The 18,789-nt window shown below is 53.2% G+C and carries 19 protein-coding genes; 8 read left to right on the top strand and 11 right to left on the bottom strand.

Annotated features, from left to right (window positions below):
• The first annotated feature begins 46 nt into the window (after nucleotides 1–46).
• Both trhA and KNP64_RS00355 read left to right on the top strand, forming a co-directional pair.
• Entirely contained in the window at nucleotides 47–691 is a 645-nt protein-coding gene (trhA, locus tag KNP64_RS00360; RefSeq protein WP_021066766.1) for a PAQR family membrane homeostasis protein TrhA, read from the top strand.
• Nucleotides 692–777: 86 nt separating this feature from the next.
• On the top strand, nucleotides 778–1,473 hold the full coding sequence (locus KNP64_RS00355) for a DsbA family oxidoreductase (protein ID WP_214791735.1): 696 nt from the start codon (nucleotides 778–780) through the stop codon (nucleotides 1,471–1,473).
• Nucleotides 1,474–1,563: 90 nt separating this feature from the next.
• On the opposite strand, the gene KNP64_RS00350 is transcribed toward KNP64_RS00355, so the two are convergent.
• The gene (locus KNP64_RS00350; RefSeq protein WP_214710439.1) at nucleotides 1,564–1,833 is read right to left on the bottom strand and encodes a type II toxin-antitoxin system RelE family toxin; all 270 of its coding nucleotides are present in this window, start codon (nucleotides 1,831–1,833) and stop codon (nucleotides 1,564–1,566) included.
• Nucleotides 1,830–2,054, bottom strand: coding sequence for a type II toxin-antitoxin system RelB family antitoxin (relB, locus tag KNP64_RS00345; RefSeq protein ID WP_029335717.1), 225 nt, complete (start codon nucleotides 2,052–2,054; stop codon nucleotides 1,830–1,832). Before relB ends, KNP64_RS00350 begins: the two co-directional genes overlap by 4 nt.
• 140 nt (nucleotides 2,055–2,194) lie before the next feature.
• Here relB and KNP64_RS00340 point away from each other — a divergent pair, with 140 nt between their 5' ends.
• Complete coding sequence (locus tag KNP64_RS00340; protein WP_214789439.1) at nucleotides 2,195–3,412, top strand: MFS transporter; 1,218 nt, start codon at nucleotides 2,195–2,197, stop codon at nucleotides 3,410–3,412.
• A gap of 22 nt (nucleotides 3,413–3,434) precedes the next feature.
• Here KNP64_RS00340 and KNP64_RS00335 read toward each other — a convergent pair whose 3' ends face one another.
• From KNP64_RS00335 to KNP64_RS00320, 4 genes are all read right to left on the bottom strand, one after another.
• Nucleotides 3,435–4,529, bottom strand: coding sequence for an MBL fold metallo-hydrolase (locus KNP64_RS00335; protein ID WP_251126231.1), 1,095 nt, complete (start codon nucleotides 4,527–4,529; stop codon nucleotides 3,435–3,437).
• An 88-nt stretch (nucleotides 4,530–4,617) separates the two neighbouring features.
• On the bottom strand, nucleotides 4,618–5,205 hold the full coding sequence (locus tag KNP64_RS00330; RefSeq protein ID WP_214791809.1) for an SCO family protein: 588 nt from the start codon (nucleotides 5,203–5,205) through the stop codon (nucleotides 4,618–4,620).
• 11 nt (nucleotides 5,206–5,216) lie between these two features.
• Complete coding sequence (locus tag KNP64_RS00325) at nucleotides 5,217–5,633, bottom strand: disulfide oxidoreductase (protein ID WP_214791737.1); 417 nt, start codon at nucleotides 5,631–5,633, stop codon at nucleotides 5,217–5,219.
• Nucleotides 5,630–6,301 carry a DsbA family protein gene (locus KNP64_RS00320; protein ID WP_214791739.1) on the bottom strand — a complete coding sequence of 224 codons (672 nt, stop codon included), beginning with the start codon at nucleotides 6,299–6,301 and terminating at the stop codon, nucleotides 5,630–5,632. Before KNP64_RS00320 ends, KNP64_RS00325 begins: the two co-directional genes overlap by 4 nt.
• 159 nt (nucleotides 6,302–6,460) lie before the next feature.
• On the opposite strand from KNP64_RS00320, the gene KNP64_RS00315 reads away from it, so the two are divergent.
• Nucleotides 6,461–8,053, top strand: coding sequence for a diguanylate cyclase domain-containing protein (locus KNP64_RS00315; RefSeq protein WP_214710436.1), 1,593 nt, complete (start codon nucleotides 6,461–6,463; stop codon nucleotides 8,051–8,053).
• A gap of 37 nt (nucleotides 8,054–8,090) precedes the next feature.
• Here the strand turns inward: KNP64_RS00315 and odhB are convergent, their stop codons facing one another.
• Both odhB and KNP64_RS00305 read right to left on the bottom strand, forming a co-directional pair.
• Entirely contained in the window at nucleotides 8,091–9,368 is a 1,278-nt protein-coding gene (gene odhB / locus KNP64_RS00310; protein WP_214791741.1) for a 2-oxoglutarate dehydrogenase complex dihydrolipoyllysine-residue succinyltransferase, read from the bottom strand.
• Nucleotides 9,369–9,386: 18 nt separating this feature from the next.
• Entirely contained in the window at nucleotides 9,387–12,233 is a 2,847-nt protein-coding gene (locus KNP64_RS00305) for a 2-oxoglutarate dehydrogenase E1 component (RefSeq protein WP_214791743.1), read from the bottom strand.
• A gap of 334 nt (nucleotides 12,234–12,567) precedes the next feature.
• On the opposite strand from KNP64_RS00305, the gene KNP64_RS00300 reads away from it, so the two are divergent.
• From KNP64_RS00300 to KNP64_RS00285, 4 genes are all read left to right on the top strand, one after another.
• The gene (locus tag KNP64_RS00300) at nucleotides 12,568–13,506 is read left to right on the top strand and encodes an ABC transporter ATP-binding protein (protein ID WP_214791745.1); all 939 of its coding nucleotides are present in this window, start codon (nucleotides 12,568–12,570) and stop codon (nucleotides 13,504–13,506) included.
• A complete protein-coding gene (locus KNP64_RS00295) occupies nucleotides 13,484–14,221 on the top strand; it encodes an ABC transporter permease (protein WP_034776666.1) in 738 nt (245 codons plus the stop codon). Before KNP64_RS00300 ends, KNP64_RS00295 begins: the two co-directional genes overlap by 23 nt.
• A 64-nt stretch (nucleotides 14,222–14,285) precedes the next feature.
• A complete protein-coding gene (locus KNP64_RS00290; RefSeq protein WP_214791747.1) occupies nucleotides 14,286–14,834 on the top strand; it encodes a cysteine hydrolase family protein in 549 nt (182 codons plus the stop codon).
• A 106-nt stretch (nucleotides 14,835–14,940) separates the two neighbouring features.
• Nucleotides 14,941–15,135: a hypothetical protein gene (locus tag KNP64_RS00285; protein WP_034776662.1), complete on the top strand. Its 195-nt coding sequence runs from the start codon at nucleotides 14,941–14,943 to the stop codon at nucleotides 15,133–15,135.
• A 20-nt stretch (nucleotides 15,136–15,155) separates the two neighbouring features.
• On the opposite strand, the gene KNP64_RS00280 is transcribed toward KNP64_RS00285, so the two are convergent.
• From KNP64_RS00280 to KNP64_RS00270, 3 genes are all read right to left on the bottom strand, one after another.
• The gene (locus KNP64_RS00280; protein ID WP_138859835.1) at nucleotides 15,156–15,770 is read right to left on the bottom strand and encodes a class I SAM-dependent methyltransferase; all 615 of its coding nucleotides are present in this window, start codon (nucleotides 15,768–15,770) and stop codon (nucleotides 15,156–15,158) included.
• Between the two features lie 103 nt (nucleotides 15,771–15,873).
• Nucleotides 15,874–17,781: an LTA synthase family protein gene (locus KNP64_RS00275; protein ID WP_214763708.1), complete on the bottom strand. Its 1,908-nt coding sequence runs from the start codon at nucleotides 17,779–17,781 to the stop codon at nucleotides 15,874–15,876.
• A 196-nt stretch (nucleotides 17,782–17,977) separates the two neighbouring features.
• Nucleotides 17,978–18,757 (bottom strand): sulfite exporter TauE/SafE family protein, encoded by a 780-nt coding sequence (locus KNP64_RS00270; protein ID WP_214707954.1) that lies wholly within the window; start codon nucleotides 18,755–18,757, stop codon nucleotides 17,978–17,980.
• Nucleotides 18,758–18,789: the final 32 nt, after the last annotated feature.

Below are 18,789 nucleotides of genomic sequence, written 5' to 3'. Positions count from 1 at the left end.
ATCATGTAGTTATGGATACTACATGACGTAATAAGGAGTGTTTAGCATGAATTCGATTTTTCGGGAACCGATTAACGCACTGACCCACTTGGCCGGTGCCGTGCTCGCGTTCGTCGCGTTGATTGCGATGACGGTGAAAGCGTCACTGCTCGGCGAGCCGCTCGCCATCATGGCCGCGATTTTGTTCGGCATCAGCCTTGTTTTCCTCTACTTGTCGTCCGGCCTCTACCACAGCATCATCGCCTCACCGAACGTCATCGCCTTCTTCCGGAGAATCGATCATGCGATGATTTACGCCTTGATTGCCGGGACGTATGCCCCGCTCACCTTGCTCGCGCTCGAAGGTCCGACGCGCTGGGTATTGTTCGGCACCGTCCATGCGCTCGCCTTGTTCGGCATCGTCTTCAAGCTCGTCTGGTTCCATGCCCCGCGCTTCTTGTCGACAGCGCTCTATATCGGCATGGGTTGGTTATCGGTCTTCTTCATCGGACCGCTCCATAACGTCATCGGCAACGCCGGCATCTTCTGGCTCATCCTCGGTGGCGTCATGTACACGATTGGCGGACTCATTTACGGCTTCAAACCGAAGTTCGTCAACTGGCGCGGTTGGGGCTTCCACGAGGTGTTCCACTTGTTCATCTTGTTCGGCAGTTTCGCCCACTTCGTCTGCGTGTTCTGGTATGTCTTCTAAGTCCTCCTCGTGAGGGCTTTTTTCGTGAGCACATTGATTTACTTCGAATTCAAGACATCCTACACTGACTGTAGGAGGGATTGAATATGAAAATTGAAGTTTGGTCAGACTATGTCTGCCCGTTCTGTTATATTGGCAAGCGTCGTCTAGAAGAAGCGCTCGAACAGTTCCCGCACGCGGATAACGTCGAGGTGGAGTTCAAGAGCTTCGAGCTCGATCCGAACGCCCCGACGACCGACTCGCGTTCGATTTACGAAGCGCTCGCGAAGAAATACAGCATGCCGCTCGAGCAGGCGAAAGGCACGACGGCACAAGTCGCCGCCCAGGCCCGCACCGTCGGACTTGAGTACGATTTCGACAACATGGTCGTCACGGGCACACTCGACTCGCACCGATTGACGCACTATGCGAAGACGGTCGGCAAAGAGAAAGAACTGTCAGAAGCGCTCCTCAAGGCGTACTTCGTCGACGCGAAACATATCGGCGACCACGACGTCCTCGTCGAGATCGCGACAAGTGTCGGACTCGATGCTAACGCCGTGAAAGACGTGCTCGCTTCAGACGTATACACGGAAGACGTTCGCGCTGAAGAGAAGCGTGCAAGCGACCTCGGCATCACCGGCGTCCCGTTCTTCGTCTTTGACGGAAAATATGGCGTCTCTGGCGCGCAACCGACCGAGGCGTTCACACAAGTGCTTGAGAAGACGTGGGCCGAATCGGCACCGACGCTTCAAGTGCTCTCGGGTGGCGCGACGTGCACGGACGATAACTGCGATATCTGATGTTAAACGAATAAAAGCAAAGCATTCGCCCATATTTGGACGAATGCTTTTTAGGGTTTTCTTAAAAAAACCTTATGTATACGCAATTTTTTACTTGTAGATATCTCTGCGATGACCGATTTCTAAAATGAGAATTGTGATTGTCTCGTCTTGAATATCTGCAATTAGACGATAATCACCAATGCGATACCGCCATTCGCCAGAGTGATTGGCAACTAACCCTTTCCCATGACGGCGAGGATCATCTGTTCCGACCAAGTTTTTCTTGATCCAGGCCATGATGATCCGCGCCTGTTGGGGATCCATCTTTTTCAATGTTTTTTGAGCATTTCGTTCGAATGCGACTTGATAAACTTTCATTTCAAGTTTAAATCCTTCATCATGTCGTCAAATGAAATTGCCTCAGAATGCTCTTGATGAGCCTTCATCGCTTCATGATACAATTTTAAATCGAGTTCATCCTCAATTCGTTCTAAAACAGCATCGCGGACGAGAGTGGAAAGGGTAAGATTCTTTGTTTTCGCATACTCTCTAATGAGACGAGCATCCTCTTCGTCGAGTCGAACAGATATTGTACTCATATGATCGACCTCCTTTGTAATACATTGTATTACAAAAATGCATATTTGTATAGCCGAATCCCGGCTTCTTTTTTTGTAGCTTTCTAAATCGTTCTGAAGGATAATTATTATTAGCTAATAAGAATCGAGGACTTAACCATATGTGGAAAAATCGCAACGTCTGGATCATCTTGACCGGGGAGTTCGTCGCCGGTCTCGGGCTTTGGCTCGGCATCATCGGCAACTTGGAGTTCATGCAGGAAAAAGTGCCGTCTGACTTCGTCAAGGCGCTCATCCTCGCTGGCGGATTGCTCGCCGGGGTCGCCATCGGGCCGCTCGCCGGCCGTCTCACCGACCAAGGCTCGAAAAAGAAAATCATGCTCATCTCAAGTATTGTCCGGGCGCTGAGCGTCCTGTTCATGTTCGTCGCCATCGAGACGGGAAGCGTGCTGTGGATGGTCGTCTTCCTCGTCTTCCTGCAAGGGTCGGCCGCGTTCTACTTCCCGGCGCTCCAGGCGGCCATCCCGCTCATCGTCAAAGAACGGGAGTTGCTCGCCTTGAACGGGGTGCATATGAACGTGTCGACGCTGTCGCGTGTCATCGGGACGGCCATCGCCGGCATCTTGCTCACGCTCATCTCACTTCGGGACGTCTACGCGCTCTCGCTTGTCGCTTATCTGCTCCTCGCCGTCGCGACGTGGTTCTTGAAGATCGACGAGACGACCGTCCCGTCTGCGAAGAAAGTGGACGCCAAGTCGTCCGGCGGGTTTAAGGACGTCTTTCCGATCATCAAATCGATTCCGGTCATCTTTATGACGCTCGTCATGACGCTCATCCCGCTCCTCTTCATCGGCGGGTTCAACTTACTCGTCATCAACATTAGCGAGCTACAGGACTCGACGGCGATCAAAGGATGGATTTACACGGCCGAAGGGATTGCCTTCATGGTCGGTGCGTTCCTCATCAAACGGATCGGTGAGAAGTTCTCCGTGTTCTCCATCTTGTTCACGTTCTCGTTTTTGATCGGGGTCGCCCAGCTCATGCTTTACTTCGCCGACATCCCGGCCGTCTCGATCGCGGCGTTCGTCTTGTTCGGCTTCTCGGTCGGCTGTTTCTTCCCGACGGCGGTGACGATTTTCCAGACACGGATGCCGAAAGACTATCACGGACGTTTCTTCTCGTTCCGGAACATGCTCGACCGGATCGTCTTCCAAGTCGTGTTACTCGTCACCGGCTTCTTCCTCGACTTGATCGGCTTACAGCTCATGGTCGTCTTGTTCGGGATCAGCTCGATCCTCATGACGGGTGCGTTCCTCATCTACACGCGCAAACACAAACTTCATATCGAAACGGACGAGGCCGAACGCCTCTCTTCGTGACAAAAGCGCTGACCGAATTCGGTCAGCGCTTGTTCATGTCTTCGATGTCACGCCACCAGTTGGTCGTGTCGTTCCGTCCGTCGAGCGTGATCCGCTCACCGATTCGCGGCGTGAGCACGTCCTCTCGTGGTAAGAGCCCCACCATCTGTTCGGCTGGGTCGAACCAGGCATGGAACGATAACGTGAACGCGCCCCAATGGATCGGGAGCATCTTGTCGGCCCGCACGTCACGGAACGCCTGTGCCGTCTCAGTCGGTTGCATATGCACGTCCGGCCAACGCTCGTCGTATTGGCCGCACTCGAGCGCTGCGAAGTCGAACGGTCCGTACGCATCACCAATTTCTTTAAAGTGCGGCCCGTATCCACCGTCCCCACTGAAGAACAGGCGATCCGTCTCACCGAGGACGACCCATGACGCCCAGAGCGTCGTGTTGCGGTCCGTGAGCGAGCGGCCCGAGAAGTGCCGAGCCGGCGTGCAGACGAACGTCCATGGCCCGAAGTTGTACGTCTCGCCCCAATCACGTTCGACGATGCGTTCCGCCCCGACACCCCACCGTTTCAAGTGGCTGCCGACACCGAGCGGGACGATGAAGACCGCGACCTTGTCTTTGATTGTTTGGATCGTCGCATAGTCCAAATGATCGTAATGGTCATGCGTGAGCAGAACGACATCGATATCTGGTAAGTCGTTGAGCTCGAACGGCAAGTCCTCGCTGAACCGCTCGTTCTTTGCGAACGGGAGCGGCGACGGGCTCCGGCCGAACATCGGGTCGACGAGCATCGTCTTGCCGTCCATTTGGACGAGCATCGCCGAATGGCCGAGCCAATAGATGCGGGTGAAGCTCGAGCCGAGTTTCTCGCTGAAGTCGATTGGGACGACCGGCAACCGCTCACTCGGTTTCCGAAGCGAGTCCGGGTTCAAATATTCCTTCGACATCGAGATCATGTCGTCCGTTGAAAACCGCATCGGCGTCTCGAGCTGATTGCGGAACTTGCCGTTCACGAGGTTCGGCGACCGTAGCGTTTTCGGCTTTTTCCCGAGCGGTTTATATTGGGTGAGCACGGTCCCCGTCACGGCTGCCATGCCCATCAATGAAAATAATAATGTCTTCTTCATGTTCATCAACTCCTCTACGTTTTCATTATACGGTACCAACGCCGATTTCCCTGTTTTTGAATACAGCAAAAGACGGCACATGGCCGTCTCATGATTCTTTTAAAATCTTGATATCGTTCACGATATCCTCGAGCGGTACGTCTTGGAAACCGGGATACACTTTGATGATCTTCCCATCTTGGTCGACGAGGTAGAAGGATGTCCCGTGATCGACTTGCGTGCCCTCTGCCGGTTTACGAACGAGCGCCTTGAAGTTCTGTTGAGCGAACGCCTCAATCTCCTCCTGCGAGTAGCCCGTCAAGAACTGCCAGTCAGCCTGTGCCAAGTCGTAGTTTGCCATGAATTCTTTGATTTTATCTGGCGTGTCGACGGTTGGATCGACGCTGAACGACACGAACTGGACGTCCTCGACACCTTCCTCAACGAGCGCCTCATTGAGCTTTGTCATGTTGTACGTCATCGGTGGACAGACCGTCTCACAGCTCGTGAAGACGAAGTCGGCCATCCAAACTTTGCCCTTCAAATCGTCCAGACTAACCATCTCTTCATTTTGATTCATATAGTCGAACGACTCGATCTCCCAATTGAGCGGGTCTTCAATCTCCTGGCCGCACGCGGCGAGCACCGCCATCAAGCTGATCAATCCGATGAGCATCCATTTCTTCACACGTTCCATCTCCTTCATTGTCAATTGCGTCTCACGCGCCAGACGAGGAGCGTGATCAAAGTAAATGCCGTCAAGGCAAGGAACGGAATCGTCACGAACCCGAACCAGTTGATGTATTGCACGTTGCACGGTACGCCTGCGACACACGGTTTGATATCGGCGAAACCGGGTACTTTTTGAACCAAATAATGGTACAGTGAAATCAGACCTCCGATGATGGAGAGCGGCAATACATACTTCTTCACCGCCCGGTCGTCCGTGAACACGGCGACCCCGAGCAAGATGACGAGCGGATACATAAAGATACGTTGAATCCAGCAGAGCTCACATGGCACGAACTCGCGAATCTCGCTGAAATAAAGACTGCCGAGCGTCGCCATGAGGGCGACGAGCCAAGCGAGATACAGACCATAACGGGTCAAGAATGACTGCTTCATGGCGTGCCTTGCTCAATCAATCGCTCAATCGTCTCGTAATCGAACGGGTCCTCGAGCATGACCCCGTTGATCATGATTGAAGGGGTGAACTGGACACCGTGCTCTTTGACGAGCCCGTCATCGAGGCTCACTTGGTCGAGCACCGTCGAGTTCTCACTCAAATCGTCCTCGAGCTTCGCCACGTCGACCGATGTCGTCTCGCTCGCAATCTCTGTCAACCGCTCGACCGTGACCCATGCCTCGTCGTGCTGCTGACTCGCCGGTTGCGCGTCGTAGAGCGCCTTATGGAAATCCCAGAACGCGTCCGGGTCTTGCTTATACACCGACTCTGACGCGAGCGATGCCAAAATCGACTCTTGTCCGTGGAACAGGACGTTGATGTAGCTGAAACTGATTTTCCCTGTGTCGATATAGTCTTGCTTCAACTTCGGATAGACCGTCTCACCCCACTGTTTACAAGACGGGCATTTATAATCCCCGAACTCGACGACCGAAACGGGTGCGTCCGCATCGCCGAGCGTCGGCTGTCCTTCGGTCGACACATGCTCTGCCTTTACCGGTGCCGCCGTCTCCGCTTGTTCGGTCGGGCGGTTCAAGAGAACGACCACGACAGCCACGAGGGCGACCGCGAGCAGCGTCGCGATGACCAATAGTTTATTCTTTTTCATTTGTCTCACCTCTATTTGTATCGATTCGTCTTTCATTATAACGAAAGCGCTATCTGTTTCCACGAAATCACCCTTGTTTTTTCGTAACTTCGCTTCATGTCACGGCAAAGATGACGATGAACAGAGTGGAGATTGTCACTGTGTAGGAGGAATTTGTTCATGAAATCATTTTCGATGCGCCTCGGCCTGATCTTGGCGCTCAGCATCGCCACACTCGTCTTTTTGCTCACCATCACGCTAACGTACATGACCAGCCAACGCTCCGCCGCCTCGCTCGAAGCAGAGATCGGGGAACGGTTGTCGATGACGTCGCACCAGCTCGTCGATAAGCTCGACTTCTACATGTGGTCGCGCTATCAAGAGATCCAATTGCTACAAGGGCTCGACGCCTTGAACGACCCTGCTTCGAGCCGGGCGCTTCTCGACCAGGTCCAGACGAACATCCCTGCTTTCTCATGGATGGGCGTGACCGACGCATCAGGGAATGTCGTCGCGTCGACGAACGGGATTTTAGAAGGCGCTTCGATTGGCGAACGTCCCGTGTTTCTAAATGCACAGCAAGAGCCGTTCATCGGTGATGTGCATGAAGCTGTATTGCTCGCCGAACTGTTGCCGAACCCTAGCGGCGAACCGCTCCAGTTCGTCGACATCAGCGTCCCGCTCGTCCGCGACGGCGCCTTCCAAGGTGTACTCGCGACCCACCTCAGTTGGGAATGGGGCAAGGAAGTGCTCCGCCACTTCAATCGGACGCTCCATCATCAATCCGACTACACCGACTTGTTCGTCGTCAGCGGACGCGACAACACGGTGTTGCTCGGACCAGATCATCTCATCGGCAAGCCGCTCCCGACGTCATTGAAGGAAGGCTGGCACGTCGACACATGGCAGGACGGAACGTCTTATCTGACCGGTGTCGCCACCGGCGAAGGGTATGAAGATTACGCCGGTCTCGGTTGGAGCGTCGTCGTTCGCCAGCCGACCGAGGTCGCATTCGCCCCGGTCATCGAACTTGAGAATAAAATCTTATGGATTGGTCTCATCGCCTCGCTCGTCACGTCCACGCTAGGATGGTTCCTCGCCTCGATTGTGACCCGACCGCTACAACGCATCACCGAGACGGCCGCTCTCATGAAACAAGGGAAAGCGAAGACGTTCCCGCACCAGTCGGGCATCCATGAAATCGAAACGCTCGCCTTCGCCCTCGAGTCACTCGTCACGTCGCTCACCGAGTCCGAGTCGGAACGTGTCCATTACGAGTCACTCGCCAACCGTGACGTCTTGACCGGACTCGCCAATCGGACGGCGCTCCGTCACTATTTGAACGAAGCCCAGGCGACGAAGAACGAATACGTCTGTTTCTATATCGACCTCGACGGCTTCAAAGCCGTCAACGACACGTATGGCCACGCCACGGGTGATGTCGTCTTGATTGAGATCGCCGAACGATTGAAACGTGTGACGCTCGACGGTGCCTATCCGGTCCGGTTGAGCGGTGACGAGTTCTTCCTCTTGTTCGAACGGAATGGACAGAGCGGACACTCCATCACACGCATCGGCGAAGACATTATCGCGTCCCTGTCCAAACCGATCGCTATTGAAAGCGGGACGGCAACCGTCGGGGCCAGTATCGGCGCCTCGCTCTGGCAGACAGAAACGGTGCCGCACGCCGCCATCGAACGGGCGGACCAGGCGCTCTACCGCTCCAAAGCGAACGGAAAAAATCAAATCACGCTCGATGAATCGCTCACATAAAAAAATCCATGTCGCGGACGCGACATGGATTTTTTGCTTATGCTTCGAACAACAATTGTTCTGGGTCTTCAATCATGTCTTTGATGTGCTTGAGGAACGTCACAGCCTCACGACCGTCGACGATACGGTGGTCATACGAGAGGGCCACGTACATCATCGGACGGTTCTCCATCGTCTCTGCGTCGATGGCAATCGGACGGAGTTGAATCGAGTGCATCCCGAGGATGGCGACTTGTGGTCCGTTCAAGATCGGTGTCGACAAGAGTGAGCCGAAGACGCCACCGTTCGTGATCGTGAACGTGCCACCTGTGAGGTCGCTCAACCCGAGCTTGTTGTTGCGGGCTTTATCGGCGAGGTGCAAGATGTCTTTCTCGATCTCACCGAAGTTTTTGCGATCCGCTTCGCGGACGACCGGGACGACGAGGCCGTCCGGAGCCGACACGGCGATGCCGATGTCATAGTATTTCTTCAAGACGATCTCGTTGCCTTGAATCTCTGCGTTCAAGTAAGGCATCCGTTTGAGCGCCGCGACGGCCGCCTTCGTGAAGAACGACATGAAGCCGAGTTTGACGTCGTTATCTTTGACGAACTTCTCTTGGCGACGTTTGCGGAGCGCCATGACAGCCGACATATCGATTTCGTTGAACGTCGTCAACATCGCTGCCGTCTGTTGCACTTCGACGAGGCGGTTGGCGATCGTTTGACGACGACGCGTCATTTTGATGCGCTCTTCATCTTTGCCGCTCGCTGCCGGCTGCGGTGCCGCTGCCGGTGCTTTTGGCGCTTGTGGTGCTTGTGCCGGTGCCGGTTTCGACTCGTGGTTCGTCACATCATGGACGTTGATGCGGCCAATCGGGTCGTTCGTTTGGATCGCCGACAAGTCGATGCCTTTCTCACGGGCCAATTTACGGGCCGCAGGTGTCGCGATTGGTCCTTTGCCTGGGCTCGCCACGTGCTCTTCACGGCGTTCGACTTTCTTCGCTTCGCCGACTTCCTCTGTTTTCGTCTCGGCCGGTGCCGGAGCTGTCTCTGTCGCCGCTTCCGTTTTTATCTTCGTCGCGACAGCCGTACCGCCGCCCGATCCTGAGCTGAGGCGGGCGATCACTTGTCCGACTTGGACCGTGTCCCCTTCGGCCGCCAATTGCTCGTCGAGCGTGCCCGACTCATCGGCCGGCACTTCGATGTTGACTTTGTCCGTCTCGAGTTCGACGATGGCTTCCCCTTTTTCAACGTGGTCGCCTGGCTGTTTAAGCCACGACGCGACCGTTCCTTCCGTAATGGACTCTGCTAATTCCGGTACTTTGATTTCGATCACAATGAGTTCCCCCTTAACTTATTTACGATCTTTTTGATATGTGCTCGTGCCGGCAGCAGCCGAGACGGCGTCACGTGAGATGGCTTCACGGATGATGCGTGCTTGTTCTTGTTTATGGGCCGTCGGATTTCCTTCGGCCGGGCTCGAACGGCGGCGGCGGCCGACGTAGCGGACGTTCAATCGGTTCGATGTGACCGCTTCGAGACGAGGCTCGATGTACGTCCATGCCCCCATGTTTTTCGGCTCTTCTTGGACCCAGACGATCTCTTTCGCGTTCGGATAGCGGCTGATCAATTCACGGATCTCACGGACCGGGAACGGATAAATTTCTTCGACACGGATGATGTGCAGGAAGTCGAGTGACTCCTCTGACTTCATCGTCGCTTCTTGCAAATCGATTGCCATCTTCCCTGAACAGAAGACGAGACGTTCGACTTGATCCGGATTCTCACCGAGACCAACTTGTTCGATGATCGGGCGGAAGTTATTGTCGGACAGTTCATCGACCGATGAGGCTGCGAGCGGATGACGGAGCAGGCTCTTCGGTGTCATGATGATCATCGGACGGACTTGTTCTGTACCGAGCATCTTCGCCTGACGACGCAAGATGTGGAAGTACTGCGCGGCCGTCGACAAATTCGCGACCGTCCAGTTCTTCTCTCCGGCGAGCGTCAAGTAACGCTCCATCCGGGCGCTCGAGTGCTCTGGCCCTTGACCTTCATAGCCGTGTGGCAACAGCATGACGAGACCTGATTTTTGGCCCCACTTGGCGCGACCGGCCGAGATGAACTGGTCGAACATGACTTGCGCCGAGTTGGCGAAGTCACCGTACTGTGCTTCCCATAGGACGAGCGTGTCTTGGGCGAACACGTTGTATCCGTATTCGAAACCAAGTACCGAGCCTTCTGAGAGCGGGCTGTTGTGGACCGAGAACGAGGCGTTCGCCGTCGACAAGTGATGGAGCGGTGAGAACTTCTTGCCAGTCTCGACATCGTTCAACATGATGTTACGTTGCGCGAACGTTCCGCGCTCTGAATCTTGCCCGCTCAAGCGGATCGGCGTGCCGTCCGAGATGATTGAGGCATAGGCGAGCGTCTCAGCATGGCCCCAGTCGACTTTCCCATTGTCCGCGAACGCGTCACGGCGACGGTCAAGCACTTTTTGAAGTTTATGGAACACGCCGAAGCCTTCCGGCCAGACGAGCAATTCGTCGTTCAATTGTTGGAGCACATCACGTTCCACGCCCGTCTCGACGAACGGGAATCCTTTATGGACCACTTCCGGCAAGACGATGTCAGCATCTTCTTCTTCGGCCGGGACGAGGTCACGGGCCGACTTGAGACGATCCTCGATCGACTGTTCGATCGTCGCCTTGTCTTCTTTCGACATGACACCTTCCGCTTCGAGCACATCTGCGTATACGTGACGGACCGATTGATGTTCTTTGATGGCTTTATAGAGCACCGGGTTCGTGTTCATCGGTTCATCCATCTCGTTATGACCGTAGCGGCGGTAACCGACCAAGTCGACGAGGATGTCTTTATGGAACTTGGCGCGATACTCGCTGCACAGTTTGGCGACGGCGACACACGCTTCCGGGTCGTCCGCATTGACGTGGAACACTGGAATCTCATAGCCTTTGGCGATATCGCTCGCATAACGTGTCGAGCGCGAATCGCTCGGGTCGGTCGTGAAGCCAATCGTGTTGTTGGCGATGACATGGACCGTCCCCGCTGTACGATAGCCTTGCAAGTTCGTCATGTTGAGCGTCTCGGCGACAATTCCTTGACCTGGGAACGCGGCGTCCCCGTGAATCAAGATTGATGCCGCTTTGTCGTCATGTTGGACTGCCATCCCTTTTTCTGAGCGGTCGTCCTGCGCGGCGCGCGTGTAGCCTTCGACGACCGAACCGACGAACTCGAGGTGACTCGGGTTATTGGCGAGGTTCAAACGGACCTCTTTCTTCTCTTCTAACACTTTGCGGTCGAGACCGAGGTGATATTTCACGTCGCCGGACCAACCGAAGTTGATGCCGATCGACCCTTCCGATGGGATCAACTCTTTGTTCGGGGCGTGCTGGAACTCGGCAAAAATCATCTCATACGGTTTGCCGAGCACGTGGGCGAGTACGTTCAAGCGTCCGCGGTGGGCCATCCCGATATTGATATGTTCTGACCCGCTCGAGATGAGACCGCCGACCATGGCGTCAAGGAGCGGCACCATCGCGTCGAGCCCTTCGATCGAGAAGCGTTTCTGTCCGACGTATGTTTTATGAAGGAACGACTCGAACAACTCTGTCTCGGCTAGACGCTGGAACAGCTCGATTTTCTCGTTCTTCGAGTACTTCGCTTTCAATGCGCCTTGCTCGATACGGCGGCGAATCCAACGCTTCTCTTCCATATCGTCCAAGTGGCGGAGCTCGATGGCAACCGTGCCCGTATAGACATCAAGCAAATGACGAACGAGTTCGAGCGCGTTCGCGCCCGGTTTTGGCACGTCTTCCGACAACAAGTGAGCTGGTACTTGCTCGAGGTCGGCCTCACTCAATCCGTAACGGTCAAACGCAAACAAGCCGTGTTCGCGCGGGTGGTCTTTGAGCGGATAAATATCGGCCGCTTTATGGCCGAGTGCCCGGATATCATTGACCAACCGTGTCGCTGCCACGACTTTCTCTAAATCAAACGATGCAGCCGACGCGACAGGCGCGCTCGCTTCCGGTGCCCCGTGTTCGTCAAAGTATTGACGCGTCTCCGCGTCGACCGATTCTGGGTCTTCAACGTATTGCTCATATAATTCAACGATGTAGCCTAAGTTTGGACCATAAAATGCTTGCACTTCTTCGCGACCGTTCGACGACTCTCCCATTGAATAAATCCCCCTATCCGTTCCTGTGCGTCCGATGTGTGAACGCTTTCATTTTAACATTAAGCACGAAGCAGTTCATCTATCTGATTCGTCCTGCAAAAAGAGCCAAATCTTGCCTCTTTCTCTCCTCTTCATACTACACCTTTCCCTGTGGAAAGACCCTTTCAAATTCACAATTCGTCCATACTATTTCAATAAGTTTTCCTTATCAACTAATTGTGAAATCACCGCTTTGTTTCAACAGTTTCAAAAAAAGGTGAAACCTTGTTTCAATCCAGTCCGTATATAGGGGTGTCCAGTTGGAAAATACTCTAAACGAAAGCAAGGTGACCCTATGTTATCCGTACAAAATGTACACAAGAAAATGGGCCAGACGAACGTCCTGACAAATGTCAGTTTTGACGTCACGCCCGGAGAAATCTTTGGCTTCCTCGGACCGAACGGCGCCGGGAAGACGACGACGATCCGTATTATCACCGGCCTCATGTCAGCAACACACGGCAAAGTGACCGTCGACGGATTCGACGTCTCGACAGAACGCCAACAAGCGCTCAGTCGCATCGGGGCCATCGTCGAAAACCCGGCTTTCTATCCGTATTTGACGGGCCGCGAGAACCTGATTCACGCGATGAATTTGATTCCTGGTCTAAAGAAAGTCGACTTGAACGCCCTCGGTGCCCTCGTCGGACTTGAGACAAAGCTCGATATGAAAGTGAAACAATACTCACTCGGGATGAAACAGCGACTCGGCATCGCCCGTGCCCTGCTCCATAACCCGAAAGTATTGATCCTCGACGAGCCGACAAACGGTCTCGACCCAGCAGGCATCGCTGATTTGCGCAACTACTTACGGCATTTAGCCGACCACCGCGGCATCGCCATCCTCATCTCAAGTCACTTATTGAGCGAGATGGAACTGATCACCGACCGGTTCGCCATCATCGATCAAGGACAAATCAAGTCGGTCCAAGGCGGAGACGGTGAGGCTAAGACGGAAAGTGTCATCCTCTGTAAAGTCGGCCGCGAGCAGATGAACGAAGCGCTCGATGTCGTCGCACTCGCTTTTGATGATGTGAAGATCATTCAACAATCAGCTGAGACGTTCATCGTCCCGCGTCCGGAAACCGATATTCCGCATTTGTTGAAACATCTCGTCGAACGTGACATCGCCGTCTATCAGATCGGGATGAAACACGAGACACTTGAAGAACAGTTCTTGAAATTGACGAAAAAAGAAGGAGGCACGAACAATGCGTTCATTACTAGCCAATGAGTTCATGAAATGGCGACGTACGATCAAACCGCTCGTCGCACTCGGTATGTACACTGGGATCATCGTCTTAACGTACTTCATCGTCCGGAGCGGCAACAACCCAGGTGACGCGGAAACGTTCGTCAACTATGCGACGATGGCGGCGATGACGTTCCTCGGCATCTTCACGATCGTGTTCACCGCTGAGATGATTGGGAACGAGTTGAAATTTGATACGTTGAAGCATTTGCTCATGAGTCCTTACTCGCGCGATCGAATTTTACTGTCGAAACTTGTGGCCGCCCTTCTCATCATGCTCGCCCAGTTCGTGTTCATTCTTGCCGTCACGTACGGTTTTGCGTTGACGCTCGACGGGGAGTTGACGCTCGAGCAGTTCCGCAATGTCCTGCTTAGCGTCTCGAGCGGCGTGTTCGTCATCTTCTTGACGCTCATGTTCTCGGTCGTCTTCAAATCGGTCGGGGTCGTGATCGGCTTCACCGTGCTCGCAAACTTCGTCTCGACGATGATCGGTGGTCTTCTCATCGCGTGGAAACCGGCCATCGCCAAATGGATTGTCTTCCTACACACGGACTTGTCGATCTACTACCAAAGCCCAGGTTTCATGGAGACGATGGACGTGACGATTTGGTTCTCGGCGTTCTACGTCTTGATTCACATCGTCGCCTTCTACATCATCACGGCGTTCATGTTCCGCAGCAAAACGTTTGCTGAATGACGATTAACGTCTGAACGAGTGTGGTACTTCCTATACAGAGACTTCTTTGAATGGAGGGACCACGATGCCAAAGACGGCGTTACTCATCATCGATCTGTTTAACGACTTCGACTTCGTCGGTGGGGACGACCTGTTTCGACATACGGAGCCGATCGTCGACCCGATTTTGAAACTGAAACGTCACTTTAAAGAGAACGACTGGCCGGTCATCTACTGCAACGATAACTTCGGGCAGTGGAAAGACAGCACCGAGGATATCATCCGGCACGTCGAGTCTTCAAAAGGCAGCGCCATCGCCAAGCGGATCGCGCCGGAAGAAAAAGAATACTTCATCATCAAGCCGAGACACTCGACGTTTTACGGGACACAGCTCGACATCTTGTTGCGTCAACTTGACGTCACATCGCTCGTCCTGACCGGTGTCGCCTCAGATATCTGTATCCTGTTCTCGGCGAATGACGGCTATATGCGTGAGTATGAGCTTCATGTCCCGCACGACTGTGTCGCCGCCGAGACGGACAAGCGCAACGACAGCGCCTTGATCGTCATCCACGAGGCGCTTGGCATTCCAATCGATGATGCCGACACATATATAAAAGATACCCAGGTGTGATAAAAGCCTCTGATTGTCGGACACAGAATCCCAACATTTCAGAGGCTTTTTCGTTACGTTTTCAGCTATGCTTGATATATGAAGAAACAAAGAAGGATGTGACAATATGTATCTCACAATCGGATTATCGCTACTCGTTTGCTTGATTGCCCTCATTTTTACGATCATGGTCGGACTCGGGAAAGACAAATCAGACTACAGTCAAAAGAAAAGCTGGTCGATGGTGTCGTGGACGTATATCGTCCTGTTCCCGATCTCCTTCGTGGCGCTCGGCCTGTTATACTATTTCATTACCCGATGACCTCGTTCATCGGGATTTTTTTATTTAACCGCGACGGTGATCCCGATTGGATAATGGCGTGCCCCCCGTTTCGGTTCGACGAGCACACCTCGTTGATAATAAAATTCGGTCGACGTGAATGACGTAAATAATTCCTCAAACTCGGCCTCGGTGAACTGGTGGACATGGAACAGTTCATTCGTCGGTTGCCCGACCCCTTGCCCGAATGGCGTCGATAACACCAAGATGCCCCCTGGCTTCAAGAGTTGCCACACGTTCGCCATGAACGCCTCATAGTCGGTCACGTGTTCGATTGTTTCGAAGCTGACGATGCAGTCGAACGTCCCGAGTTTCTCCGGCAACGTCCGGTCTAAAACGTCGCCTACTACATAGGCCACGTTCGGATGGTGATAGCGGCCTTTCGCATAGCGCGTCGCCTCTTTTGACAAGTCGAGCGCGACGACCTCGGTCACGGTCCCTTTCAAGTTCTTGGCGATCAATTGACTGCCGTATCCGCTCCCGCTCGCAAAATCGAGGACGCGTCCGTTCATGTATAAGAGGGCGAAATGGTAACGGGCGATATGTTCAAGCAACAAGCCGTTCAGCGGGTCCATGCGATCTGGGATGACCCGTTCTCCCGTATAATCTAATGTCATCTCGTTCTCCTTTTCTGATGTGCACTTCTTTCATCTTAGTCTTCCTAAGGCGCGACGACCACAAAAAAAGAGAAAAGACTGTTTCCAATCTTTTCTCTCTTCATTATTGAGCTTGTTTGAAGCGGAGTAAATCTGAATAGATGAGCTGGTCGTTCATCTCGAGGATTTTGTTCGCTTCTGATTCAAGTGGTGTACACGCCTCACCGTCTTCTGCGACTTCGCCAGTCTTGGCGTCATAGCACATCGACTGCGTGAACAGATGGTCTTGCGTCACGACCGTCCCATCACGGAAGATGGCGCGGTCATAATGCTCTTTCGAGAACAAGTCGTTCCCGAATCCGACCTGTTGTGACGTATCGATTCCAAGCAAGTGCTGAATCGTCGGGTTCATGTCGACATGACTTCCAATCGTCTCGTGCACTTCACCTTTGTCTTGTCCCGGCAAATGAATCGCGAACGGGACCGCTTGGAGCTTGGCGACGTCGTATGGCGTCAACTCGTCTTTCCCGAGCAAATCCGCCATGGCGGCGTTATGGTTCGTCGAGATGCCGTAATGGTCGCCGTAGACGACAAAGATCGTGTCATCCCACATGCCGTTCGCCTTCAACTCGTCGATGAACAACCCGAGCGCGTAATCCTGATAGGCGAGCGCCTGCGGGAAGTTGTTGAGTGTCGTCGAGTTCGTCTCAAATTTCGGGACGAGCTCGTGCTTCTCACTCGGCATCGTGTACGGGAAATGGTTCGTCAGCGTGATGAACTTCGCATAGAACGGTTCTGGCAGCTCTTCGAGCATCGGTACCGATTGGCGGAAGAACTCATCATCGAGCAGACCCCACTCCGTCATATCCTCAGGGTTCCCGAGGTCGTAGCTGGCTTCGTCAAAGAACTTGTCGACGCCGATGTTTTGATACATCTGGTCGCGGTTCCAGAACGACTTGTTGTTGGCGTGGAATACGGCCGAGTAGTAGTTATCTTCTTTGATGACTTCTGGTAACGCGTTGTATTCGTTATCGGCGTTCGTGAAGTAGACTCCTCCACGCGAGAGGCCGTAAAGCGAGTTATCGAGTGCGAACTCGGCATCTGACGTCTTCCCTTGGCCGGTCGTATGGTAATAGTTCGGCCAGTAGTGGGATTCTTCGATCAGTTTGTTCAAGTTCGGCGTGATGTACTCGCCGTTCGACGCTTTCATGTTGTGCGTGAAGTTTTGAGCCGACTCGAACGAGACGACGACAACGTTTTTGCCTTTATACTTCCCGAACATCTCCGGGTCTGGAGCCGCATAGTTCTGACGTGTGAAGTTCTCGACTTCATCCAATTCAGATCCGTCTGCGAGCGCCTTTTGGGCCGATGTCTTCGTTTGAAGCATGGCATCGTAGACGTGGAAATTGAACGTTCCTAAGTTTTTGACCAACAGTTCCCGGTCGAACGAGCGCGTGAGTAACTCTGGACGCTCCGTTTCCGCAAGGACGAGGTTGAACCCGAACATGGCGGCGGCTGCCGTAAATGTGATCAAGACGCGGCGCTGTGACGCTTGGCTCGTCTCTTTCATTTTCCATAGTAGGAACGGGAGCACGACGAGATCCCCTAACAAGAGCAAGTCTTTCCATTCGAGAAGCGAGAGGAATGACGACGAGAGCGTCTCCATGTTCGACGATTGGAATAGGACTGGTACGGTCAAGAAATCCGTGAACTCACGGTAATAGGTCGTATCCGCGAACAAGATGAGCGAGGAGACGAGATATAGACTATACAGCGCCCACTTCCTCTTATTTCCCCCGAAGAAGAAGCTGAAGGCGAACAAGAACAACGTGAAGCTGAGCGGGTTGATGATGAGAATGAATGCCTGGACCAGATTCTCGGCCGGCATGTTGAAGAAGAACTGATACGCGATCAGCGACTTCGTCCATAACAAGATGGTGAACATCCAGAACAGACGATGTGTTTTGAACGAGTCGAGCGCCGCTTGGCGGAATCGGTCCATTCTTCCTTTCGATTGATTCGTGCGATTCATGTAAACACTCCTTATATGGAATTCAAGTGAAAGGTTCATTTTCTTTTTTAGACGTATAGCCTCTATTTTAACGTTCTTGTGAACCCGATTCAACTAATTGACGTTTACAACTATACATAAACTTAACAATTCCATTGCAGTCTTTACACAAAAATGGCTACCAAGTCGCCTTGGTAGCCATTTAACATTGATTCGCTTAACCGATAATGTCCATCCAAATTTTTACTGTACTCGCTAAAATCAGTAACGCCAAAATCATTTGAAGTGACTTCGTCTTCATGTTCTTACCGACGTTTGCACCGAGCGGTGCCGCAATCAAACTCGCGATGATCATGATGACGGCAGGTTCCCACACGATTTGATCGGTGATGATTTTCCCCGCTGTCGAGCCGATTGACGAGATGAACGTGATGGCGAGCGAACTCGCGATCGCCATCTTCGTCGGAATCCGGAGCACGACGAGCATGATCGGCATCAAGATGAACGCTCCTGCTGCCCCGACGATTCCTGCTGCCACCCCGACGATGAACGCCGAGCTCGCTGCAATTACTTTATTGAATGTGACTTGGTCGAGCGGAACATCCTCGACGTTCTTTTTCGGTAAGAACATCATGATTGTCGCAATCGTCGCGAGCACGGCATAAACGACGTTAATCAAGTTCTCAGACAAGAGCGTCGAGCCGTAGCCGCCGATGAAACTCCCAATCAAGACAGCGACACCCATATACAAGATGAGCTGTTTGTTCAAATAACCACCTTTCCGGTATGCATAAATTCCACCGATCGTCGCGAAGAAGACTTGAATCGCGCTGATTCCCGATACTTCGTGGGCGCTGAACGCCGCGAAGCCGAGGAGCGGTGGAATATACAACAACATCGGATATTTAATAATCGATCCGCCAATTCCGACCATCCCTGAAATGAACGACCCGATAAAGCCGATCAAAAAGATGGTGATGATAAATCCAAATTCCATATCAATTCCTCCAATTCCCTACCCTATATAAT

Source organism: Exiguobacterium sp. s64, assembly GCF_018618035.1.
GTDB classification, from domain to species: Bacteria; Bacillota; Bacilli; order Exiguobacteriales; family Exiguobacteriaceae; genus Exiguobacterium; species Exiguobacterium mexicanum_A.
The sequence above is the reverse complement of the archived record's forward strand: the minus strand, read 5'-3'. Positions and strand labels throughout refer to the sequence as shown.

Excerpts from the sequence above, each read along its gene's own strand:
- trhA (WP_021066766.1), top strand. The coding sequence starts at position 47 with ATGAATTCGATTTTTCGGGAACCGATTAACGCACTGACCCACTTGGCC.
- KNP64_RS00355 (WP_214791735.1), top strand. The coding sequence starts at position 778 with ATGAAAATTGAAGTTTGGTCAGACTATGTCTGCCCGTTCTGTTATATT.
- KNP64_RS00350 (WP_214710439.1), bottom strand. The coding sequence starts at position 1,833 with ATGAAAGTTTATCAAGTCGCATTCGAACGAAATGCTCAAAAAACATTG.
- relB (WP_029335717.1), bottom strand. The coding sequence starts at position 2,054 with ATGAGTACAATATCTGTTCGACTCGACGAAGAGGATGCTCGTCTCATT.
- KNP64_RS00340 (WP_214789439.1), top strand. The coding sequence starts at position 2,195 with ATGTGGAAAAATCGCAACGTCTGGATCATCTTGACCGGGGAGTTCGTC.
- KNP64_RS00335 (WP_251126231.1), bottom strand. The coding sequence starts at position 4,529 with ATGAAGAAGACATTATTATTTTCATTGATGGGCATGGCAGCCGTGACG.
- KNP64_RS00330 (WP_214791809.1), bottom strand. The coding sequence starts at position 5,205 with ATGGAACGTGTGAAGAAATGGATGCTCATCGGATTGATCAGCTTGATG.
- KNP64_RS00325 (WP_214791737.1), bottom strand. The coding sequence starts at position 5,633 with ATGAAGCAGTCATTCTTGACCCGTTATGGTCTGTATCTCGCTTGGCTC.
- KNP64_RS00320 (WP_214791739.1), bottom strand. The coding sequence starts at position 6,301 with ATGAAAAAGAATAAACTATTGGTCATCGCGACGCTGCTCGCGGTCGCC.
- KNP64_RS00315 (WP_214710436.1), top strand. The coding sequence starts at position 6,461 with ATGAAATCATTTTCGATGCGCCTCGGCCTGATCTTGGCGCTCAGCATC.
- KNP64_RS00305 (WP_214791743.1), bottom strand. The coding sequence starts at position 12,233 with ATGGGAGAGTCGTCGAACGGTCGCGAAGAAGTGCAAGCATTTTATGGT.
- KNP64_RS00300 (WP_214791745.1), top strand. The coding sequence starts at position 12,568 with ATGTTATCCGTACAAAATGTACACAAGAAAATGGGCCAGACGAACGTC.
- KNP64_RS00295 (WP_034776666.1), top strand. The coding sequence starts at position 13,484 with ATGCGTTCATTACTAGCCAATGAGTTCATGAAATGGCGACGTACGATC.
- KNP64_RS00290 (WP_214791747.1), top strand. The coding sequence starts at position 14,286 with ATGCCAAAGACGGCGTTACTCATCATCGATCTGTTTAACGACTTCGAC.
- KNP64_RS00285 (WP_034776662.1), top strand. The coding sequence starts at position 14,941 with ATGTATCTCACAATCGGATTATCGCTACTCGTTTGCTTGATTGCCCTC.
- KNP64_RS00280 (WP_138859835.1), bottom strand. The coding sequence starts at position 15,770 with ATGACATTAGATTATACGGGAGAACGGGTCATCCCAGATCGCATGGAC.
- KNP64_RS00275 (WP_214763708.1), bottom strand. The coding sequence starts at position 17,781 with ATGAATCGCACGAATCAATCGAAAGGAAGAATGGACCGATTCCGCCAA.
- KNP64_RS00270 (WP_214707954.1), bottom strand. The coding sequence starts at position 18,757 with ATGGAATTTGGATTTATCATCACCATCTTTTTGATCGGCTTTATCGGG.